Source organism: Exiguobacterium sp. SRB7LM, assembly GCF_015712685.1.
In the GTDB taxonomy this organism is placed as follows: Bacteria; Bacillota; Bacilli; order Exiguobacteriales; family Exiguobacteriaceae; genus Exiguobacterium; species Exiguobacterium profundum.
Genome location: NZ_VWVR01000006.1, coordinates 2,289,844 through 2,309,013, shown reverse-complemented (window position 1 = coordinate 2,309,013; position 19,170 = coordinate 2,289,844). Strand labels below are relative to the sequence as shown.

Here is a 19,170-nt window from a genome sequence, read left to right as displayed (position 1 = left end):
TTGTCTATAAAATCGAAATTCATATCAGTTATGATGGTGATGATACTTGTTTTGTCTACCTCATTTATACCAGGAGGTTCAGTTAACGCTGCTGAAGATTTGAATGAACAGGACTTACAGTTAATTGAGATCCTTACTGCAATCGAGAATATGCCGGATGAAGTGATTATGCAGGGCGAGGAAGCCATAAAAATATACCTTGAGAATGAAGTAAGTTTCACACTTGATTTGGATGAAAGACAAGATTTAGCGGGTGTTCGAAAGGCTAGTATAGGTTCAATTGCAGGTTGTGTAGGAGCCGTTGGAACTGCAATCGTCATCAATTTTACTCCAGCGAAAATCCTTAAAATCAAATCTGCCTTGAAATCTGTCGGTGGTGCTACGAAGTTTGTTAAAGCAATCAAACCATACTATCAGATGTCACGAGAAGATAAATTAAGTAAGACAGCGTCACTCAAACAAGCTGTTCGACTCGCGGCTAAAGATGCAGGACCAGATGCGCGCGAAGCCTTGCTAGACCTCTTCGGTGTTTCATCTGTGATTGGATCATGTTCAGCAGCCTTTGGAAAATAAAAAAACTCCGATGGATTTCGGAGTTTCATAAAACTTGAGCGGGTCTTGGTATACCCGCTCTTTTTAGTAGCGTTGGAATACTGAACTTGTACCGATCAACATGGTGAGGGGATGATTGCATGCTGATCCTGCTTTTTTTTACTTAGTCGGTTTCGGTATGATGACGCCTTCTTCTAAATCAAGCAACAAGTCAATCAGTTCCGCGCAGAACTCTGGGAACTGCTCCAAAAAGGCACCGGGACCGACTTCATCTGTAAAGTCGATATACAGATCTGCGACATTCCCAGACATCTTCGCAGGTAAGGCGAGAAACGCCGAACCGAAACGCCAACTGCCTCGGATATCGAGTAGCTTCCCGAGAATGAGGTCGCCGGTCTCACGTTCTTCTGGTAACTGAACAGCGTATGTCTCTTTTGACTCCCAATCTTTCAACTGACCGTCTTCTGTGACTTCAAAGATGCTACAACGCGGGACAGCTAGTCCACGGAGTGCGTGATAGAGGGCAGGGGACATGTCGCTCTTATGGTCGGCCAAGTAGCGACCATGGGGTGTCATCCCATCCTCATCCGTCTCAAAGAAGACGGCCCAATCGATGAAGAGGTCACGGAAGAGTTCGGCATCTTTTAAGTGCCATGTCCCTTCCGATGCGATCTCTTGAATATAGTTCGTCCACTGTGTGCTTCGCGCAAGAGCCGCTTGCTCATACAACTTTTTCAGTTCGGCAAGCAATTCGGACTCTTCGACGAGCAAAGGGAAGGGAATTACTTTCCGGTCTTTTTTCATCGGCGCGGTCCTCGCTTGTTCGCAGGACGTTTGACGACAGGAGGCTTCTCCTCAATCCGTTTCTCAATCACGTCACCGCGATAGATTTCGAGCTCTTTCAACTCGACACCGAGTTGACGCGCGAACGATTTCAAGTGCGGCAGGTCATCCGTCGTCACGAGGGAAAGGACAGTCCCTCCCGCATTACCACGAGCGGTACGGCCAGAACGGTGGATGAAGTCATCAATTGACTCCGGTAAGTCGAAATGGACGACGTGTGTCACATCTTCAATATCGAGACCGCGTGCAGCAAGACCAGTCGTGATAAGGAGCGGGTATTCACCTTTACGGAATTCGCGGAGCGTCTCGACGCGTTCGCGCTTCCCTTTCAAGCTGTCGAGCATCCGGTAGTTCACTTTCAACTTTTCAAGTTCTCCGCGAAGCGGTGGCAAAAACGAGCGGTTGTTGATGAAGGCGAGTGCCTTCACACCGTCGACGTGTGAAAGACGACGAAGAAGTTCCGGTTTATACCGGCGCGTCGTCAACAGATAGCCGTACGTCACTTGATCGCTTACGGCACGTTCGATTTTGATATGAGCCGGTTCGTTCATGAATGGTGACGCCCACTCTTGGAGTGAGTCGGTGAGTGTTGCCGAGACGAGTGCAAGCTGACGCTCGTGCGCGGTATGCTTGATGATTCGTTCTGCGGCCTCTGTCAAACCGCTGTCGATGATTTGGTCGGCCTCATCTAAAATGACGGTATGTGTTTCGTGGAGCTTCAGTTTTTTCTTGTCGATCAACTCGACGAGACGACCCGGCGTCCCAACGATCAAATGTGGCTTCTTCTTGATTCGGTCGATTTGACGTTTCAATTCGACACCACCGATGAACGAACCGATGCGGACGTCGCCTTTTTCGGTGAAACGTTGTGCGACTTGTTGAATCTGCATGACAAGTTCACGGGTCGGGGCGACGACAACGACTTGGATGCGGTCGTTCGATGGGTCGATCTTTTCAATGGCTGGAAGGAGGTAGGCGAGTGTCTTACCCGTTCCGGTTGGTGCCTCGATTGTCACGTCTTTTCCATCTAATAGTAGAGGAAACGCTTCTTTTTGGACCGGCATCGGCTCATTGAAGCCAATCCGTTCCCACGTTTCGTTAATAAAAGGTTTTGTAAAATTCATATTCGGTCTCCTTATCTTTAGGCAAAAACAAAGGAAGCGACAGCGCTCCCTCGTCAAATATAGCGAACATGCTCCTGACCATCTTCCATTGAAGAACGTAACGTCTGTGTGTACGTCTGACCGTCTTCGATGAGTTGGATGTGGGCGTCTGCACCTTCTGCTGTCAATTCAACTTTCTCAATCGTGAATCCTTGATAAACGCGATACTGTAACTCGGCCGTCATGTTCTCGAACGGTTTCAGTTCCGGATGTGTCGTAATGACATGGATTGGACGCGACAAAAGTGCAGCGAGTAGCTGGTCGCGATAATCGATAAAGTCTTCGTTCTCGATGTCATCGTCGAAGCGGAGCCAAAACCCTCCGTCTTCAAATTCTGTGATAAATCCATCACGCTTTTCACCAGCCTCATCGACCTTTAATGAGATGCGATCGCCGACTTGAAAGGCGTGATTTGCTGTTAATGGTTCATACGTCATGAGTAGAACCCCTTCCTCTTATGCAATGTTCTGCCTTCATTGTGTCTGATACGACACAAAAATTCAAGTTCTAACCGAGTGATGTGAGATTAATCACCTTAAAAACTGTATAGTTCGTCACAGAACAATCAAATTAGTACAGATGATGGGTAAACCTTATCCAATTGGGGCTCATCTGTTTCAAATCATATGATTTGTCGGATATAACAGTTTGTAAAACGCTTTCAAAAACGGCTATTTCATCACGTTCATAAGATTGTTACAAGTTTCACAAGAATGTAAAACATATTGTTCACGTTTTCACGTACACTCACAGTATAGATAACACGCAGTTACTTTCGAGAATGAGGAGTGAATCAACATGGCAACCGAAATCAAATCCGCATGGTCAGGTTTTGTTCCTGGTCAGTGGACGAATGAAGTAAATGTCAGTGAGTTTATCCGTTTGAACCGTCATGAGTACACAGGAGACGATGCGTTTTTAGCAGGTCCAACCGAAGCGACAAACGTTCTTTGGAATCGTGTGATGGAACTAACAAAAGAAGAGCGTGAACGTGGAGGCGTCTGGGACGTCGATCAACACACACCATCGACCATCGTATCGCATGGACCAGGTTACTTAAACAAAGAGTTAGAGAAAGTCGTTGGCGTTCAGACGGATGAACCGTTCAAACGTTCGATTCACCCGAATGGCGGCATTCGTATGGTCGATGCGGCACTCGAATCATATGGTTTCGAGCCAGACGAAGAAATCACAAAAATTTACTCAGAGATTCGTAAAACACATAACCAAGGTGTATTCGATGCCTATACGCCTGAAATGCGGGCCGCTCGTAAATCAGGGATCATCACGGGGCTTCCAGATGCTTACGGTCGTGGACGCATCATTGGTGACTATCGTCGCGTCGCCCTTTATGGAATTGACTTCTTGATGGCAGAACGCAAAAAAGACTTGGCAAAACGCGGCGGGTTCTTATCTGAGTCTGACATCCGCGATCGGGAAGAACTGAATGAACAACTTCGTGCCCTCCAAGAACTTAAACAACTCGGAACTGCATATGGATTTGACCTCGGTCGTCCTGCGGAAAATACGCAAGAAGCATATCAATGGGTATACTTGGCATATCTTGCTGCCATCAAAGAACAAAACGGTGCCGCAATGTCACTCGGTCGCGTCTCGACCTTCCTTGACGTGTACGCTGAACGTGACCTTGAAACGGGTCGCTTAACAGAATCAGACGTCCAAGAAATCGTTGACCACTTCATCATGAAACTTCGAATCGTCAAATTCTTACGGACACCGGACTACAATGAATTATTCTCAGGTGACCCGACTTGGGTGACAGAATCAATCGGTGGGATGAGTCAAGACGGTCGTTCGAACGTCACGAAGAGCTCATTCCGGTTCTTGCATTCACTCACGAACCTCGGACCAGCTCCAGAACCAAACTTGACGGTCCTTTGGTCGACGAAACTTCCAGAAGGATTCAAACAATACTGTGCGAAAATGTCGATTGAAACTTCGGCTATTCAATATGAGAACGATGACTTGATGATGCCACAATTCGGTGATGACTACGGCATCGCATGTTGTGTGTCACCGATGAAGATCGGGAAACAAATGCAGTTCTTCGGTGCGCGTGCCAACATGGCGAAGGCTCTCCTTTATAGCATGAACGGCGGTCGTGACGAGAAGAGCGGTGCTCAAATCGCTCCAGTTTGGGAAATGAACACAGAAGACGTGCTCACGTACGAAAAAGTATATGCCGACTTTGACCGGACGCTCGACTGGTTGGCAGAGCTATACGTGAATACGCTCAACGTCATTCACTTCATGCACGATAAATATGCGTATGAACGAATCGAAATGGCGCTTCACGATCCTGAAATCTTACGGACGATGGCTTGTGGGATCGCGGGTCTCTCGGTAACGGCGGATAGTCTTTCAGCAATCAAATACGCAAACGTCAAACCGATCCGTAATGAAGAAGGAATCATCGTCGACTTCGAGACAGAAGGGGACTTCCCGAAATTCGGAAACAATGATGACCGTGTCGATGCAATCGCCGTCGAACTCGTCGAATCATTCATGGAGAAAGTACGGAAACATAAAACATATCGTGACGCACTTCATACGCAATCGGTCCTCACGATCACTTCGAACGTCGTCTACGGTAAGAAAACAGGAAATACGCCAGACGGTCGTCGTGCGGGTGAACCATTCGCTCCAGGTGCCAACCCAATGCATGGACGGGATACAAAAGGTGCGGCTGCATCGCTCTCATCTGTTGCGAAACTTCCATTTGAACACGCACAAGACGGAATCTCTTACACGTTCTCAATCGTACCGAAAGCACTCGGAAAAGAAGAAATCGCACGCGAACTCAACTTGGCGGCGCTTCTCGATGGGTACATGAGCGGAGAGCACAAAGGACATCACTTGAACGTCAACGTCTTCAACCGCGAGACGCTTCTCGACGCAATGGAACATCCAGAAGAATATCCACAACTCACAATCCGCGTATCAGGATATGCGGTCAATTTCATCAAGTTGACACGTGAGCAACAGATCGACGTCATCAACCGTACGTTCCACGGTTCGTTGTAAATAAAGGCTTAGCGGCCTTCTACGGAGGGCCGCTCATTCGTTAGGAGGTCATTTCGATGACAATGGGATATGTACATTCGGTCGAATCATTTGGAACAGTTGACGGCCCTGGTATTCGCTTTATCGTCTTTTTACAAGGTTGTGCGTTACGTTGCCTCTATTGCCATAATGCAGATACGTGGGACTTCAAAAAGAATAATCACCGCTCGGCTGAAGACGTCATTCAAGAGGCGCTCAGCTACCGTCCGTTCATGGACGCATCGAAAGGCGGCATCACGATTTCTGGTGGCGACCCACTCGCGCAACCTGAATTTTTAGAGGCGCTGCTGCGTGAAGCGAAAAAGCATGGGCTTCATACGACACTTGATACGTCCGGTGCGCTCCGACCTCCTAATTTGGATGCGATTTTAGATCACACCGATCTTGTCTTGCTCGATATCAAGCATATCGACGACGACATGTGTAAAAAGCTAACGGGACGTAGCAATGCCAACACGCTCGCGCTTGCCGAACACCTTTCCGAGCGCGGAACGAAAATGTGGATTCGCCACGTCCTTGTACCTGGATGGACGCTCGAAGAAGGTGCGCTTCGTCGCACGGCCGCGTTCATTCAAAAGCTAGACCATGTCGAGAAAGTCGAAATTTTGCCTTATCATGAGATGGGCGTCTACAAATGGGAGGCGCTCGGACTTGATTATCCGCTTAAAGGCACGAAGCCCCCGACATCTGATGAAGTCGAATGGGCAGAAGGGATTTTGCAGGGGACCGTATAAAAAAGCAAGCGCAGGCCGATGTGGTCTGCGCTTGCTTTACGTTACACTCGCTTTTTCTTCTTTTCTAGGACGCGGGCATGTTCTGCCTGTTTCTTCTCCATATAGAGAAGCTCTCGCTCAAGTTTGACGTAGCTCGCATAGCGTTTCGCATCTAGCGTACCGCTCGTTAGCGCCTCTTGGACGGCACAGCCCGGTTCTTTCTGATGTGAGCAGTCGCGGAAGCGGCATGTCTCGGCAAGTGCTTCGATATCGCGAAACGTCTCATCGAGGTGCTCGCTTCCTTCCCATAGTCCGAATTCTCGCATCCCTGGTGTGTCGATGACGTATAAGTCGTCGATTCGGAACAGTTCGCGGTGTGTCGTCGTATGTTTTCCGCGCTCGTCCTGCGCCCGGACGGCTTGTGTGACGGCAAGTGTCTCGTGGGCGAGGGCGTTCGTCAGCGTAGATTTTCCGACGCCGGACGAACCGACGAAGGCGATCGTGCTCTCACTCGGCAATGCGTGACGAAGTTCAGCCACACCTTCTCCCGTCACAGCACTGACGGGGAATACTTGAATTCCAGGTGCGTTCACTTGAATGTCTTCGAGCAATGTGTCGACGGAGTCGACTTGATCGGTCTTTGTCAAGACGATGATTGGGATTGCCCCGGTGTCCCAAGCCGCTAGCGTATAGCGTTCTAGGCGACGAATGTTGAAGTCGTGTCCACACGCCATTGTAATCAAGACGTAGTCGACGTTCGCGCAGATCAGTTGTTCACGTGTCTCGTTGCCGGCGGCCGCTCGTGAAAGAACGGTCCGACGCTCAAGGAGATGGTGAATCGTACCTTGACCATGCTCGCGAACTTGAATCGTGACATAATCGCCGATGACCGGGTAATCCCGTTCGCTCGTCGCGGCATGTCGAAATTTTCCGGAAACCCCGCACATATAGGCGTTTTCTCCGATTGATACCGTATAAAGATGTTGGAACTGTGCCGTGACACGTCCCGTTTCAGTTTGTTGATTCAAAAAAGAATCCTCCTTTTAGTGATGGAGGACGACAGCCCTCCGATTCGCTGACATTTGGTTACGTGCATGCATCATGTTGCTCATAAAACATCATCCTTTCGTTGTTCGATAGCATTAGTGTACCACAGTTATTGGAAACGGTAACATCTCAGTCTAAAGACCGAGGTGAAACAAGCCTTCCGCTCGTCGACCTATGTCAAATAACGTATTATGATAAGAGTGTACTTAACAAGGAGGGATGACAGATGAATCACCAAGTGAAAAAGGTGTTGTTCATCGTGGCCGCGATCGCTCTAGTGCTCGTGTTGATCGGTTCTTTACCGAATATGATTTTATTCGGATTAGGAGCGCTCTTGACGCTTTGGGCTGGAGTCCGTTTTCAGGCTGTGACACACATCGGTGCTAAAGTTGGTTTCGGGATCCTTGCCGTCATTGGGATTGGGACGATGCTCTCAAACATTTGGGCACTCGTCGGAATCATTGTCGCGTGGTTGTTGTTTAAAGGGTATATGATGTATACAAGTGAAAAACGCGACCCGGATGTCGAGATTTTAAATGCAGACGGAACGCGTGCCGGCCGGAGCAGCTTCCAGCAGTTTGATCAAGTGTGGCAAAAATTTGTTAATCGTCGTTGAGATTTTATAAGGAGGATTCACCATGAAGACACCGTTTGATCAGTTTCGTGAATTAGCGAATGAATTGACGAAAGAAATTTCGAAAGAAGTGAAGAAGTACCAGGATAAAGAGATGCCACGTTCAAGTGGAGAAGCGGAATTGAACCGTCATATCCGTGGAGCGGAGAAGGAAGCGTTGTCGGTTGAACGACTCGTGGAACGTCAACGTACATTGCTTGCAGAACTTGCTGAAAAACGTGATGATGCCAAGAAGATGGCAGATAAACGATATGAGCAAACAGAACTGGCGAAACAAGCCGGGGAAGAAAAGTTGGCAGAACGTGCGGCACTCGAATCCAAACATTACGGGGAACAGTACCGTTACTTTGAAGGATTGATTGACGAAGGTGAGCGCGAGTTGGATACATTAGAGCGTCGTGCGCTCGAGATGAAACTCAAACTCGATGAGATGCAAAATAAACGTTATGAGTTTGCGATGCGCGAAAACCTAGACTTGTTAAAAGGGGCACTCGACCAAATCTTTGGTCAAAATACGTCTCAGTCGCATCCATTCACTGAGGAAGAAAAGAAAGAACAACCTGCTGAAGAGAAGCAAGACACGCAGGAAGATGAAGATGATTTTGAAGCAAAATTGAAAGAACTGGAGCGTCGCTTTAAACAAGAGTGAGGTGACGGTTCGGCGATGACCTGAATAAGGTCATCGCTTTCTTTGCTTCATACATATGAACAGAAAGGGGGAATGGACATGGAACGTTGGAACACACGTCAAATCATTGGATTTATGATTATCTTATTTTCAGTCGGACTCTTCATCGATATCGTGACGGGTGGGAATAGCGTCTTATTCAGCATGATCCTCCCGCTGCTTCTCCTCTACATCGGTCGACGGTTCAGTCGTCGGGGGAAGCAGTCTGCTAGCTATATTTTTTACGCAATTGGGGGAATCCTCTTGATTGGCTTGATTTTCTCATCTGCGGCATTCGGATTCGTGCTCTCCGGACTCCTCCTGTTATTCGGCTATCGACTCTATAAGAATCGACCGGTCGAATCGAAAATCCGGACACCCCTTCGTCAAGAACAAGCCTTCTCATTTGGGATGAAGGAATCGGGGCACTATGTGTTACGTGATACGAATGAGTTCTTTTTACTACGGGACGTTGAGATGGATTTGTCACAAGCCATCATTCCGGAAGGAGAGACGTTCTTACTCCTCAATGGACTTGCGGGAGACATTCGAATTCTCATTCCTGCGGGGTATGACTATTCGATTGACGCATCGATCGGGTTCGGTAAAGTGCAGGTCGATGACTCGAACTATTCGCCGGTGTTCAATCGTCGCTTCTATACAGCGTCTGATGATTATGTCCAGGCTACACGAAAAGTCCGGATTCATATCGTGCTCATGAGCGGAAGTGTCGAGGTGATGACGGTATGAAAAAAGATTCTTATCCACGAACGGTCGTCTGGCATCAACTGTTTAGTAGCCTGTTGACGGCTTTCTTGATTACAGTAGCGTTTCTCATAGGTGACTCGACTTCATTGAGCGATTTATTTTCGCGTGAAGAAGGGTTGCCTTTCGGTGTGTCCATCCTCGTGATTGCCGTCTTGATTGGAAGTATCTTTGGCGTCGGTTCGTATTTTTATTTGCGCCGAGACTTTCGGGAAGTCGCCAACGCCCTTTGGAAACTGGAGAACCAAAAAGACATCACCTTCCGCCCGATGTCCCCATACCGAGATACACTCGAACGAATCGTCCGCGTATCGAAACAGCGCCAAGAGATGGTCGAGATGGCGAAGCGAGTCGGTGAGCGTCCGGTCAGTGTGGAAGAGGCGCGGAGTGAGGCCGTCGTCGAAGAAAGACGTCGCGTCGCACGAGAACTTCATGATTCGGTGAGTCAACAGCTCTATGCCATCTCGATGATGACGACAGCGGTCAAACAGACGATGCAGACGAAACCAGAACTCGCGAGTAAACAGATGGAACAAGTCGAGCTCATGGCGCAGACCGCACAGGCAGAGATGCGTTCGTTGCTGTTACAACTTCGGCCGGTCGAACTAGAAGGCATGACACTAAAGACGGGAATCGAACGCTTGTTAGAAGAACTGTCTCGTAAACAATCGACCGAGCTCGTCTGGCGTTTAGAGGAAGTGAAGCTCTCCCGGCACACTGAAAACGAACTGTTTCGGATTGTTCAGGAAGCGATTAGTAACACGTTACGACACGCCAAAGCGACTCGTTTAGAAATCGAGATGCGAACCGTGCAACAGACGGTCATCTTAAAGATTAACGATGACGGAATCGGATTTAATGTGGACGATACACAAGTCGCCTCATATGGATTACAATCGATAAGAGAGCGTACGGCAGAAGTCGGTGGAACGTTGCGATTGGTCAGTGTGCCGAATGTCGGGACACAAATTGAAGTACGTGTGAAACAACAAGTGGAGGGGTAATGATGATTCGAGTTGTATTAATTGATGATCATGAAATGGTTCGGGCGGGCGTATCTGCCTTTTTATCGACACAACCGGACATCGAAGTCGTCGGCGAAGCATCGGACGGAGAAACGGGAGCCGAGCTTGCGATTGCGGAGAAGCCGGACGTTGTCCTTATGGACTTGGTGATGGAGCCCGTTGACGGAGTCGAATCGACGAAACGAATTAAAGCAAGTTGGAAAGAAGCGAAGATTTTGGTCGTGACGAGTTTCTTGGATGATGAGAAAGTGTATCCCGTCATCGAAGCCGGTGCGATGAGCTATGTCCTCAAGACAGCGAATGCAAATGAAATCGCAGATGCGATTCGTCAAACCGCTGCCGGCAATCCGGTCATGGCCGCCCAGGTAACAGGAAAGATGCTCGAACGACTGCGTCATCCGGAAATGACACTTCATGAGAGTCTCACTGCCCGTGAACGAGAAATCTTGCAACTGATGGCGGAAGGCAAGTCGAATCAAGTGATTGCGGACGAATTGTTCATCTCACTCAAAACAGTGAAGACACACGTGTCGAACATCTTGACGAAGCTTGACGTCTATGACCGGACCCAGGCAGTCGTCTATGCGTTCCAACATAACTTGGTCAGTAAAGGATGAACCGTCTCCCTGTGATTGAAACGGAGCGCCTCCGACTGCGACCTCTCCAAATGGAGGACGGTCCGCACGTATTCGCCATCTTTTCAGATGAACACGTGCTACGCCACTACGGAATGGAGCCACATCGGACGTTAGAAGAAACGGAACAGATGCTGACGCATATGCTCGCACAAATCGAAACAGGTGCGATCATCCGTTTTGCCATCGAGCATCGCGAATCCAACGTATTAATCGGGACAATCGGGTTTCACAATCGGGCACCGTCGCATCGGCGTGCCGAGATCGGTTATGAACTCAAACCGGAGTATTGGCGTTCGGGTTATGCGACCGAAGCCCTTCACGCGGCGCTTCAGTTTGCCGTGACGTGTGAAATTGAACGGGTCGGTGCCATCGTCTATGTCGAGAATCTTGCATCCCAACGCATGTTGGAGAAGAATGGATTCTTTCAAGAAGGTCGACTACATAACTATATGCGTCAGCGTGGACAATCTCATGATGTGTATGTCTATAGCTATATGACCCATCAGTCAGTCTGAGCACACCGTTTCTACGGTGTGCTTTTTTCGTTTGTAAGAGAAATAAAATGGGAACCAACTAGAAGTGAGTCAATCAAAGGAGGATGATGAGATGAAAGCAGCATATATCGAACAGTATGGCGGGTCGGATGAGTTTAAAGTAGGGGAACTTGAACAACCGGCAATCGGTGCAGATGACGTATTAATTGAAGTTCATGCCGCAAGCGTCAATCCGGTCGATTGGAAGCTCCGTGAAGGATACTTGAAAGAAATGCTCCATTACGAGATGCCGCTTGTTATCGGGTGGGATGTATCGGGTGTCATAAAAGAAGTTGGGGCGAATGTGACCGAATTGAAGGTTGGAGATGAAGTGTTTAGCCGACCGGAAATCGCGCGCCAAGGCACATATGCCGAGTACGTCGCAGTCGATTCCCATCTTGTCGTCAAAAAACCAGCTTCGCTTAGTTTTGAGGAGGCCGCTTCACTGCCGCTCGTCGCGCATACGGCATGGCAAGTCATGTTCGAAGTGATGGATGCCAAACCGGGTGATCGAATCTTCATCGGAGCCGGTTCAGGTGGTGTCGGAACGGTAGCCATCCAGCTCGCGAAAGCACACGGTTTGTATGTCGTCACATCGACAAGCACGCCGAACGTAGATTGGGTCAAAAAACTTGGAGCCGACGAGGTCATCGACTATAAACAACAAGACCCGGCAGATACTGTCCGCGATATTGATTTCGTATTCGATACGATGGGGGGCGACGGGCAGAGCAAACTCTACCAAATGCTTAAAGAGAATGGGATGCTCGTCTCCATCTCCACACCACCAAATGAAGAGGAAGCCAAACAGGCGAAGGTCCGTGCCGAGTACGTCTTCATGCAACCAACGGGGGAGCGTTTGAAAAAAATTGCGGAAGCTGTTGAAAAAGGCGAACTGAAACCTGTGATTGACCGGGTCTTTGATTTAGAAGATACGAAACTTGCTCATGACTATGGAGAAGAAGGGCATGCCAAAGGCAAAATCATCATCAAAGTGAAATAATCAAAAGAGATGGATTTCCGGAACAAATATCGGAAATCCATCTCTTGTTCATTTCATTTGATAGGCTACCTTATGTGGAGGTCAGCCTTTTTTCTGGGCTTGTATTTGTTCATCGATTTCTGATAGGTAGGTCCAACGTTCCATCTTCGCATCGAGTGTTTCTTTCAGTTCTGCAATCGTCGCATACAACTCATTGACTTTACCAAGATCACTGCCCGCTGATGCAAGCGTCGCTTCCTGCGCTTCAATCTGTTCTTCAAGTGCGGCGATGTCTTCTTCGATCGTGTCCCATTCCTTCTGTTCTTTGAAGGTGAATTTCACGACGTCCGACTTCACGCGTTCCTTTTTCTCTTTAGGTTCTTTCTCTTTCTTCACTTGACGAACCTCTTCTTGACGCATAGCCAAATAGTCACTATATTCTGCGTGATACACCTGGATGATCCCATCTTCGAAGGCGATCAACTGTCCGGCGATCCGGTCTAAGAAATAGCGGTCGTGACTGACAGCGATGACTGTACCTGGAAAGGACTCCAAATAGTCTTCTAAAACAGACAACGTCTCCGTGTCCAAATCGTTCGTCGGTTCATCAAGGAATAAGACGTTCGGCTCATCCATGAGAATTCGAAGCAGGACGAGACGTCGTTTTTCGCCACCAGATAGCTTCGCAATTGGTTTATATTGCGCGTCCGGTGAGAAAAGGAAACGTTCGAGCATTTGCCCCGCCGTGATGACCTCGCCGTCCGGCGTGTGGATGACTTTGGCGATGCGTTCGATCTCATCGATGACCCGTCGTGACTCGTCTTCAAATTCGACTTGTTGTCCGTAATAGCCTAAATGAACGGTTTCTCCGTGCACAATCGTACCGTTTGTCGGTTCTAGGCGCTTGGCGAGCAAGTTCATGAGCGTTGATTTCCCACTCCCGTTCGGGCCGACGATCCCGTAGCGTTCACGGCGACCGAAAATCCAATTGAACTGCCGAATGAGAAGGGAGTCATCGTATCCGAATGACAAATCTTCGACTTCGATGACCTTTTTACCAAGTCGGCGAGATCCGACCGAGACGTCGAGCGTCTCGTCTTCCGCTAAGCTCTCTTGATGTTTCAAGTCTTCGACACGTTGAATGCGTGCCTTTTGTTTGGTTGTCCGGGCTTTCGCGCCACGACGCAACCAAGCGAGTTCGCGACGTAATATATTTTGTCGTTTCTGTTCCATCGATTGTGCCCGAGCTTTTCGCTCGGCACGCTTCTCGAGAAAGAGTTCATAGTTCCCGTTATAGAAGTAACTCGTTCCATCCGCAATCTCCAAAATGTGATTCGTGACACGATTCAAGAAATAGCGGTCGTGGGTGATGAGCAGGATCGCTCCCCGGTAATCGGCAAGCATCGTTTCGAGCCATGCGATTGTATCGGCATCCAGTTCGTTCGTCGGCTCATCTAAGAGCAATAAGTCCGCTTCATCGAGTAACGCTGCGGCGAGCGCGACTCGCTTTTGTTGCCCCCCAGACAAGGCGTTCACATCGATTGACACGTCAGGAAGACCGAGCCGGTTCAAAATCGACTTCAGTTTTGCTTCCGTTTCCCAAGCGTCTGCGGCATCGACGGCCTGTTGGGCTTTCATGAAGCGTTCAAGTAACTGCTCACTTGTCGGGTCCGCTTCGAGTGCTTGTCTGGCGCGCTCGAACTGTTTCAACGCTTGAACGGAAGGAGTATCACTTGTGAATAAAGCGTCAAGGATTGTTTGTCCTTCGTCGAATTGAACCGTTTGAGTCAAGTAGCGAATCCGATAATCGTTCGGATGCTGCATCGTGCCTCGATCTGCTGTCTCGGTACCGGCGATGATTTTCATGAACGTCGATTTCCCCGAACCGTTCACGCCGATAATCCCGATACGGTCTCCGGGATGGATTGTCATCGTCACATCATCAAATAAGACTTTGTCGGCAAACTCTTTATGAATGCCTTCAATCATTAATAAACTCATGCGTTCTCTCCTTCAAGCTGTTGACGAATGGCCGCCTCGACCGTTGCTGCGATTTCCTTGTTCGGCAAATCAGCCGGATCAATCGCAGGTAGGAACGTGACATCGACCGTTGCCGGGGTGATTCGATTTTTGGCTTCTAACAATCTATAACTGCCTTGAATCGCGACTGGAACGATTTTCGCACCACTTGAGGTGGCGAGCGTCAAACTTCCAGCTTTAAACTCCTTCATCGGTCCACCTTTTGAGCGTGTGCCTTCTGGGAAGACAATCATTGATTGGCCGGATTGAATCGTTTCGACACCGGAACGAATGGCTTGAATCGATTGACGACGGTCACTCCGGTCGATGAAGATACACCCCATCAATTCCATCCAACGTGGGATAATCGGGAATTTTTGAACCTCGATTTTCGAGATAAACGCTTTCGGTCGTTTCGTGGCGGTCAACATAATCGGGACATCGAAGTTTCCTTGGTGGTTCGACACGTAGACGACGGGTTCATCCGGAATCTGGTCTTGACCGTGGACACGGATGTCTGCACCCGCAATCTTCAGTAGAAACTGTGCCCATTTATAAGCGATATCTTGTACGTAACGGTAACGTTTCGGCGTTTCGATTTTTTTCGCCTTCTGTAAAAACGGGACGGTGATTGGTAATACGGCAAAAAATGAGAAAAACCATACAGCTGTTCGAATCATTCTATTCTCTCCTCTCATGATGACAACAAGAAAGAGTCTTCTTCTCTTGACGAGAATCCGACCCTTCGGCATGAATCCTTATTCCCAAAAGCGAGAATCGCTCTCTTCTTCCTCTTCTTCGAGCTCGAACGTAATGCGTTTATTCACAGGATCGACGACGAAATAGGCGCCGTCTTGCTCGATACTTTTGATTTGCATGGCCTGATCACTTCCGATTTCGAGAGTGAGACGGATTCGGTTGTCATCATCGACAAGCAAAATTCCGTCCTCTTTTAACCAAAGCTCCATGACAGGTGAATAACGAAGTAGCCATTCATTCGATAACGGGATTTCATTCATACGGTTATGTGCCTCCTGCGATTATAAATCCATTGTACGATGTCTGTTCCTACATAGGATACCAAATGTGGCGAGGGAAGACGAGCGTTATGTAGAGCGTTTTCGAGTCGTGGAGTGCATTCTGTCGACGACTCGTTTGATCCGTTTCTGGTTCCGTCTTTCTACAAAATACTCATTTGCCTGCATGAAGAGTTGTTTGAAGGAAGAGAGTCCCATCGCAATTAGGACGGCAAATAAAAATGTTCCGATTGGATCTTTGTACAATTCGGTCTGGAACAAAAAAGCAAGTCCTACGATTGATAAAATGGACGTGAGAAAATAAAAAATCATAGCGGAGTCTCCTTTTCTTAAAGGTATGAAAGAAAAAGGCATGGTCTTTTAATCGTATTCGACTTTTTGAAGGGAAATCCTGTTATGTATTGCAAAGAAAAAACGCCTTCAGTTGGCTGAATGGCGTTTACTCTTGGGTCATGTAAGTCGAAGATGACGAAACGTTCGTATCGACACCGTTTGAGAAAATAAAACTGAGTGATGCGAGCAATGCGAAAAAGGCGACAAGTAATCCTTTTGTAAAACGTTTTGCAAAAGAACGAGACTGTATATCAAACATTTATTATCCCCCGATCAATCCTAAATGAAACCTTATCTATACTGGACACTTCCTATATAATAACGTTTTCAAAAAAAGGATACTAGCAGAAAAAAAGGCGTTCACAAAATTGTCACAAAATTTTAATAAATCATGATAAGTTCTTTAAACAATCACCATTTCAACTGTCTCAAAACACGTTCACATTTTCGACACATTTATTCAAAATGTTGAAAGAGAACATGATATGATTAGGAACGTGTGTAGATAGGTATACTGACAGTAATAGCTTAGAAAAGGATGTGGGTGTAATGGCATTGCGCGCAGGAGAAGTAGTGGATTTAGTCGCGGAACGTTCTGCTGATTTTGGAGTATTCATTAGTAACGGTCGCGAAGAGGTGCTCCTTCACCGTAAAGAACAGACAGAAGAAGTGACGATCGGTCAAACGGTTCGCGTCTTCTTATATCATGATTCAGAAGGACGTCTCGCATCAACGATGACGATTCCTACCGTTTCATTTGATGAGTATGAATGGTTTGAGGTAACGGGCGTCCGGTACAACACAGGGGTCTTCGTAAATATCGGAATTCAAAAGGACGTTCTCGTTTCAATGGATGACTTACCGGAGAACCGGTCGTATTGGCCACAAACGGGCGATCAATTGTGCATTCGCTTGAAGTATGACCAAAAAGGACGTTTGCTTGGGGACCCTGCACCATATGCGTTCTTGAACTTGTTGGCACGACCGTCGAAAGAAGAATGGAACAACCAGGACGTGCAGGCCATCGTCGTCAATAAACGTGAAGTGGGCGTCAACGTATGGGTCGAAGGCGAATCACTCGGTTTCTTGCATGAGGCAGAGATGACGCGTTGGCCCCGTCTCGGAGAACAGTTGACCGTTCGTGTGACACAAGTCAAACAAGATGGTACGGTCCTCGTTTCGATGAAGCCACGTGCGTACGAGGCGATTGATGGTGATGCGGCGAGCATCCTCTCGTATATTGAAGAACGTGGAGGACAAATGCCTTATGGTGATAAGACATCACCTGACATCATCGACCGTGAATTCGGGATGAGTAAAGCGGCATTTAAACGAGCGCTTGGAAAACTGTTGAAAGAGAAGCAAGTTGAAAAGCTCGACAACGGCTACAAATTGAAATAAGATAACTCATGTTCGGGTGACATGAAAGTTTAAAAATGTATTTCTTTCATTTTAGGAAGAAATACGTTATAGTTAATAAAGTTGACTATGAGGAAACATTGAGAAAACGTCTGTAGATCTGTCAAACTGAACTCAGACGTTTTTTGTATGAACAAAGGAGAATATAATTTGACAAAATTTCAAGACTTACAATTAAGTGAAGCATTAGTAAAAGGTGTACACAAAATGGGCTTCGAGGAAGCTACACCGATCCAAGCTGAGACAATTCCTGTCGCACTCACGGGAGTGGACGTATTAGGACAAGCACAAACAGGTACAGGGAAAACAGCAGCTTTCGGTATTCCGACAATTGAGCGAATCGATTCAAAGGCGCGTCAAGTCCAAGCACTCGTTCTTGCACCGACACGTGAACTTGCGATTCAAGTTGCAGAAGAATTAAACAAAATCGGTGAAACGAAGCGCGTATACGCACTTCCAGTATACGGTGGTCAACAAATTGACCGTCAGATCCGTGGTTTGAAAAAGAACCCGCAAATTGTCGTAGCGACTCCAGGACGTCTCATGGACCACATGAAACGTAAGACAATCAAACTCGATGACATTCAAACAGTCATCTTGGATGAAGCGGATGAAATGCTCAACATGGGCTTCGTTGAAGATATCGAAACGATTTTGGCTGGTCTTCCTGAAGAGCGCCAAACGCTTCTCTTCTCAGCGACAATGCCACCACAAATCAAAAAGATTGCTGAGCGCTTCATGAAGTCGCCGACAATCATCAAAGTAAAAGCGAAGGAAATGACAGTTGAGAACATCAACCAGCAATTCCTCGAATTGCGTGAAGGTCAAAAATTCGATACACTTTGCCGTTTGATCGACATCGATTCACCAGAACTCAGCATCATCTTCGCTCGTACGAAGAAACGTGTAGATGAAGTGACAGAAGCCCTCATCAAACGCGGATACACTGCAGACGGTCTTCACGGAGACTTAACGCAATCGAAACGTGACCAAGTTATTCGTCGTTTCAAAAACGGAACAATCGATATCTTGGTAGCGACTGACGTTGCGGCACGTGGACTTGATATTTCAGGTGTCACACACGTTTACAACTTCGATGTACCACAAGACCCAGAAAGCTACGTACACCGCATCGGTCGTACAGGTCGCGCTGGTAAGACAGGTACAGCCCTCACGTTCATCACGCCACGTGAATTTGGACAAGTGAAGGCAATCGAGCGTGTGACGAATAAGAAGATGAACCGTCGTCACGTACCGACAATCGCGGAAGTACTTGAAGGAAACCAAAAGCAAGCAGCTGAAGAATTGATCGAACGCGTTCAAGCGGGCGACTTCAAAGCTTACACGCAACTTGCGACAGAACTTCTTGAAGAGTACGAAGCAGTTGAAATTCTCGCTGCTGCCCTTCGTGGATTGACGAAAGAGCCAGATTCAACACCTGTTGAAATCTCGTACGCTGAACCAGTTCGTGTGAAACGCCAAGGTGGCCGTGGTGGCGATCGCGGTGGATACCGTGGTCGTAACGACCGTCGTGGCGGTGGCCGTGGTGGCGATCGTCGTGGTGGACGCGGTGGCGAACGTCGTGATGGACGCAGTGGAGACCGTAAAGGATCATTCCGTGGTGACGATCGTCGTCGCTCGGATGACCGTGGTCCACGCCGTCCGCGTGACTAATCATCGTGAAATGCCGCATTTCCCTAAGTGGATTTGCGGCAT

21 protein-coding genes are annotated in these 19,170 nt (G+C 47.9%); 12 read left to right on the top strand and 9 right to left on the bottom strand.

Going from position 1 to position 19,170, the window contains the following annotated elements:
* Positions 1-573, top strand: a complete 573-nt coding sequence (locus F3H97_RS12665; RefSeq protein WP_196431565.1) for a hypothetical protein — start codon at positions 1-3, stop codon at positions 571-573.
* Positions 574-711: 138 nt separating this feature from the next.
* On the opposite strand, the gene F3H97_RS12660 is transcribed toward F3H97_RS12665, so the two are convergent.
* Genes F3H97_RS12660 through F3H97_RS12650 form a run of 3 tightly spaced genes read right to left on the bottom strand, consistent with a single transcriptional unit; the run spans position 712 to position 2,995 of the window.
* On the bottom strand, positions 712-1,356 hold the full coding sequence (locus F3H97_RS12660) for a hypothetical protein (protein ID WP_196431564.1): 645 nt from the start codon (positions 1,354-1,356) through the stop codon (positions 712-714).
* The gene (locus tag F3H97_RS12655; RefSeq protein ID WP_196431563.1) at positions 1,353-2,519 is read right to left on the bottom strand and encodes a DEAD/DEAH box helicase; all 1,167 of its coding nucleotides are present in this window, start codon (positions 2,517-2,519) and stop codon (positions 1,353-1,355) included. The genes F3H97_RS12660 and F3H97_RS12655 overlap by 4 nt, the downstream gene beginning before the upstream one ends.
* A gap of 53 nt (positions 2,520-2,572) precedes the next feature.
* A complete protein-coding gene (locus tag F3H97_RS12650; protein ID WP_196431562.1) occupies positions 2,573-2,995 on the bottom strand; it encodes a hypothetical protein in 423 nt (140 codons plus the stop codon).
* A 361-nt stretch (positions 2,996-3,356) separates the two neighbouring features.
* Between F3H97_RS12650 and pflB the strand changes: the two genes are divergently transcribed.
* Positions 3,357-5,603 (top strand): formate C-acetyltransferase, encoded by a 2,247-nt coding sequence (gene pflB, locus F3H97_RS12645; RefSeq protein ID WP_196431561.1) that lies wholly within the window; start codon positions 3,357-3,359, stop codon positions 5,601-5,603.
* Positions 5,604-5,659: 56 nt separating this feature from the next.
* Positions 5,660-6,376 carry a pyruvate formate-lyase-activating protein gene (gene pflA / locus F3H97_RS12640; RefSeq protein ID WP_074037738.1) on the top strand — a complete coding sequence of 239 codons (717 nt, stop codon included), beginning with the start codon at positions 5,660-5,662 and terminating at the stop codon, positions 6,374-6,376.
* Between the two features lie 41 nt (positions 6,377-6,417).
* On the opposite strand, the gene rsgA is transcribed toward pflA, so the two are convergent.
* Positions 6,418-7,383 (bottom strand): ribosome small subunit-dependent GTPase A, encoded by a 966-nt coding sequence (gene rsgA, locus F3H97_RS12635; RefSeq protein ID WP_196431560.1) that lies wholly within the window; start codon positions 7,381-7,383, stop codon positions 6,418-6,420.
* 245 nt (positions 7,384-7,628) lie between these two features.
* Here rsgA and F3H97_RS12630 point away from each other — a divergent pair, with 245 nt between their 5' ends.
* From F3H97_RS12630 to F3H97_RS12600, 7 genes are all read left to right on the top strand, one after another.
* Positions 7,629-8,018 carry a lmo0954 family membrane protein gene (locus F3H97_RS12630; protein ID WP_031421063.1) on the top strand — a complete coding sequence of 130 codons (390 nt, stop codon included), beginning with the start codon at positions 7,629-7,631 and terminating at the stop codon, positions 8,016-8,018.
* Between the two features lie 22 nt (positions 8,019-8,040).
* Positions 8,041-8,685, top strand: a complete 645-nt coding sequence (locus F3H97_RS12625) for a PspA/IM30 family protein (RefSeq protein WP_074037735.1) — start codon at positions 8,041-8,043, stop codon at positions 8,683-8,685.
* Positions 8,686-8,763: 78 nt separating this feature from the next.
* A complete protein-coding gene (gene liaF / locus F3H97_RS12620; protein ID WP_015880836.1) occupies positions 8,764-9,453 on the top strand; it encodes a cell wall-active antibiotics response protein LiaF in 690 nt (229 codons plus the stop codon).
* On the top strand, positions 9,450-10,472 hold the full coding sequence (locus F3H97_RS12615) for a sensor histidine kinase (protein ID WP_074037734.1): 1,023 nt from the start codon (positions 9,450-9,452) through the stop codon (positions 10,470-10,472). The genes liaF and F3H97_RS12615 overlap by 4 nt, the downstream gene beginning before the upstream one ends.
* A gap of 2 nt (positions 10,473-10,474) precedes the next feature.
* Positions 10,475-11,110 carry a response regulator gene (locus tag F3H97_RS12610; RefSeq protein ID WP_196431559.1) on the top strand — a complete coding sequence of 212 codons (636 nt, stop codon included), beginning with the start codon at positions 10,475-10,477 and terminating at the stop codon, positions 11,108-11,110.
* Between the two features lie 11 nt (positions 11,111-11,121).
* Entirely contained in the window at positions 11,122-11,646 is a 525-nt protein-coding gene (locus F3H97_RS12605) for a GNAT family N-acetyltransferase (protein ID WP_370568587.1), read from the top strand.
* Between the two features lie 91 nt (positions 11,647-11,737).
* Complete coding sequence (locus F3H97_RS12600) at positions 11,738-12,667, top strand: NADP-dependent oxidoreductase (RefSeq protein WP_196431557.1); 930 nt, start codon at positions 11,738-11,740, stop codon at positions 12,665-12,667.
* Between the two features lie 81 nt (positions 12,668-12,748).
* On the opposite strand, the gene F3H97_RS12595 is transcribed toward F3H97_RS12600, so the two are convergent.
* The 5 genes from F3H97_RS12595 to F3H97_RS12575 form a co-directional block, all read right to left on the bottom strand.
* Positions 12,749-14,647 (bottom strand): ABC-F family ATP-binding cassette domain-containing protein, encoded by a 1,899-nt coding sequence (locus F3H97_RS12595; protein ID WP_196431556.1) that lies wholly within the window; start codon positions 14,645-14,647, stop codon positions 12,749-12,751.
* Positions 14,644-15,345: a lysophospholipid acyltransferase family protein gene (locus F3H97_RS12590; RefSeq protein ID WP_159563566.1), complete on the bottom strand. Its 702-nt coding sequence runs from the start codon at positions 15,343-15,345 to the stop codon at positions 14,644-14,646. Before F3H97_RS12590 ends, F3H97_RS12595 begins: the two co-directional genes overlap by 4 nt.
* 78 nt (positions 15,346-15,423) lie before the next feature.
* The gene (locus F3H97_RS12585; protein WP_015880843.1) at positions 15,424-15,684 is read right to left on the bottom strand and encodes a hypothetical protein; all 261 of its coding nucleotides are present in this window, start codon (positions 15,682-15,684) and stop codon (positions 15,424-15,426) included.
* Positions 15,685-15,771: 87 nt separating this feature from the next.
* Positions 15,772-16,014 carry a hypothetical protein gene (locus tag F3H97_RS12580; RefSeq protein ID WP_074037731.1) on the bottom strand — a complete coding sequence of 81 codons (243 nt, stop codon included), beginning with the start codon at positions 16,012-16,014 and terminating at the stop codon, positions 15,772-15,774.
* A gap of 127 nt (positions 16,015-16,141) precedes the next feature.
* Positions 16,142-16,294 (bottom strand): hypothetical protein, encoded by a 153-nt coding sequence (locus F3H97_RS12575; protein ID WP_015880844.1) that lies wholly within the window; start codon positions 16,292-16,294, stop codon positions 16,142-16,144.
* A 290-nt stretch (positions 16,295-16,584) separates the two neighbouring features.
* Between F3H97_RS12575 and F3H97_RS12570 the strand changes: the two genes are divergently transcribed.
* Complete coding sequence (locus F3H97_RS12570) at positions 16,585-17,436, top strand: CvfB family protein (protein ID WP_015880845.1); 852 nt, start codon at positions 16,585-16,587, stop codon at positions 17,434-17,436.
* Between the two features lie 168 nt (positions 17,437-17,604).
* On the top strand, positions 17,605-19,128 hold the full coding sequence (gene cshA, locus F3H97_RS12565) for a degradosome RNA helicase CshA (protein WP_230872854.1): 1,524 nt from the start codon (positions 17,605-17,607) through the stop codon (positions 19,126-19,128).
* Positions 19,129-19,170: the final 42 nt, after the last annotated feature.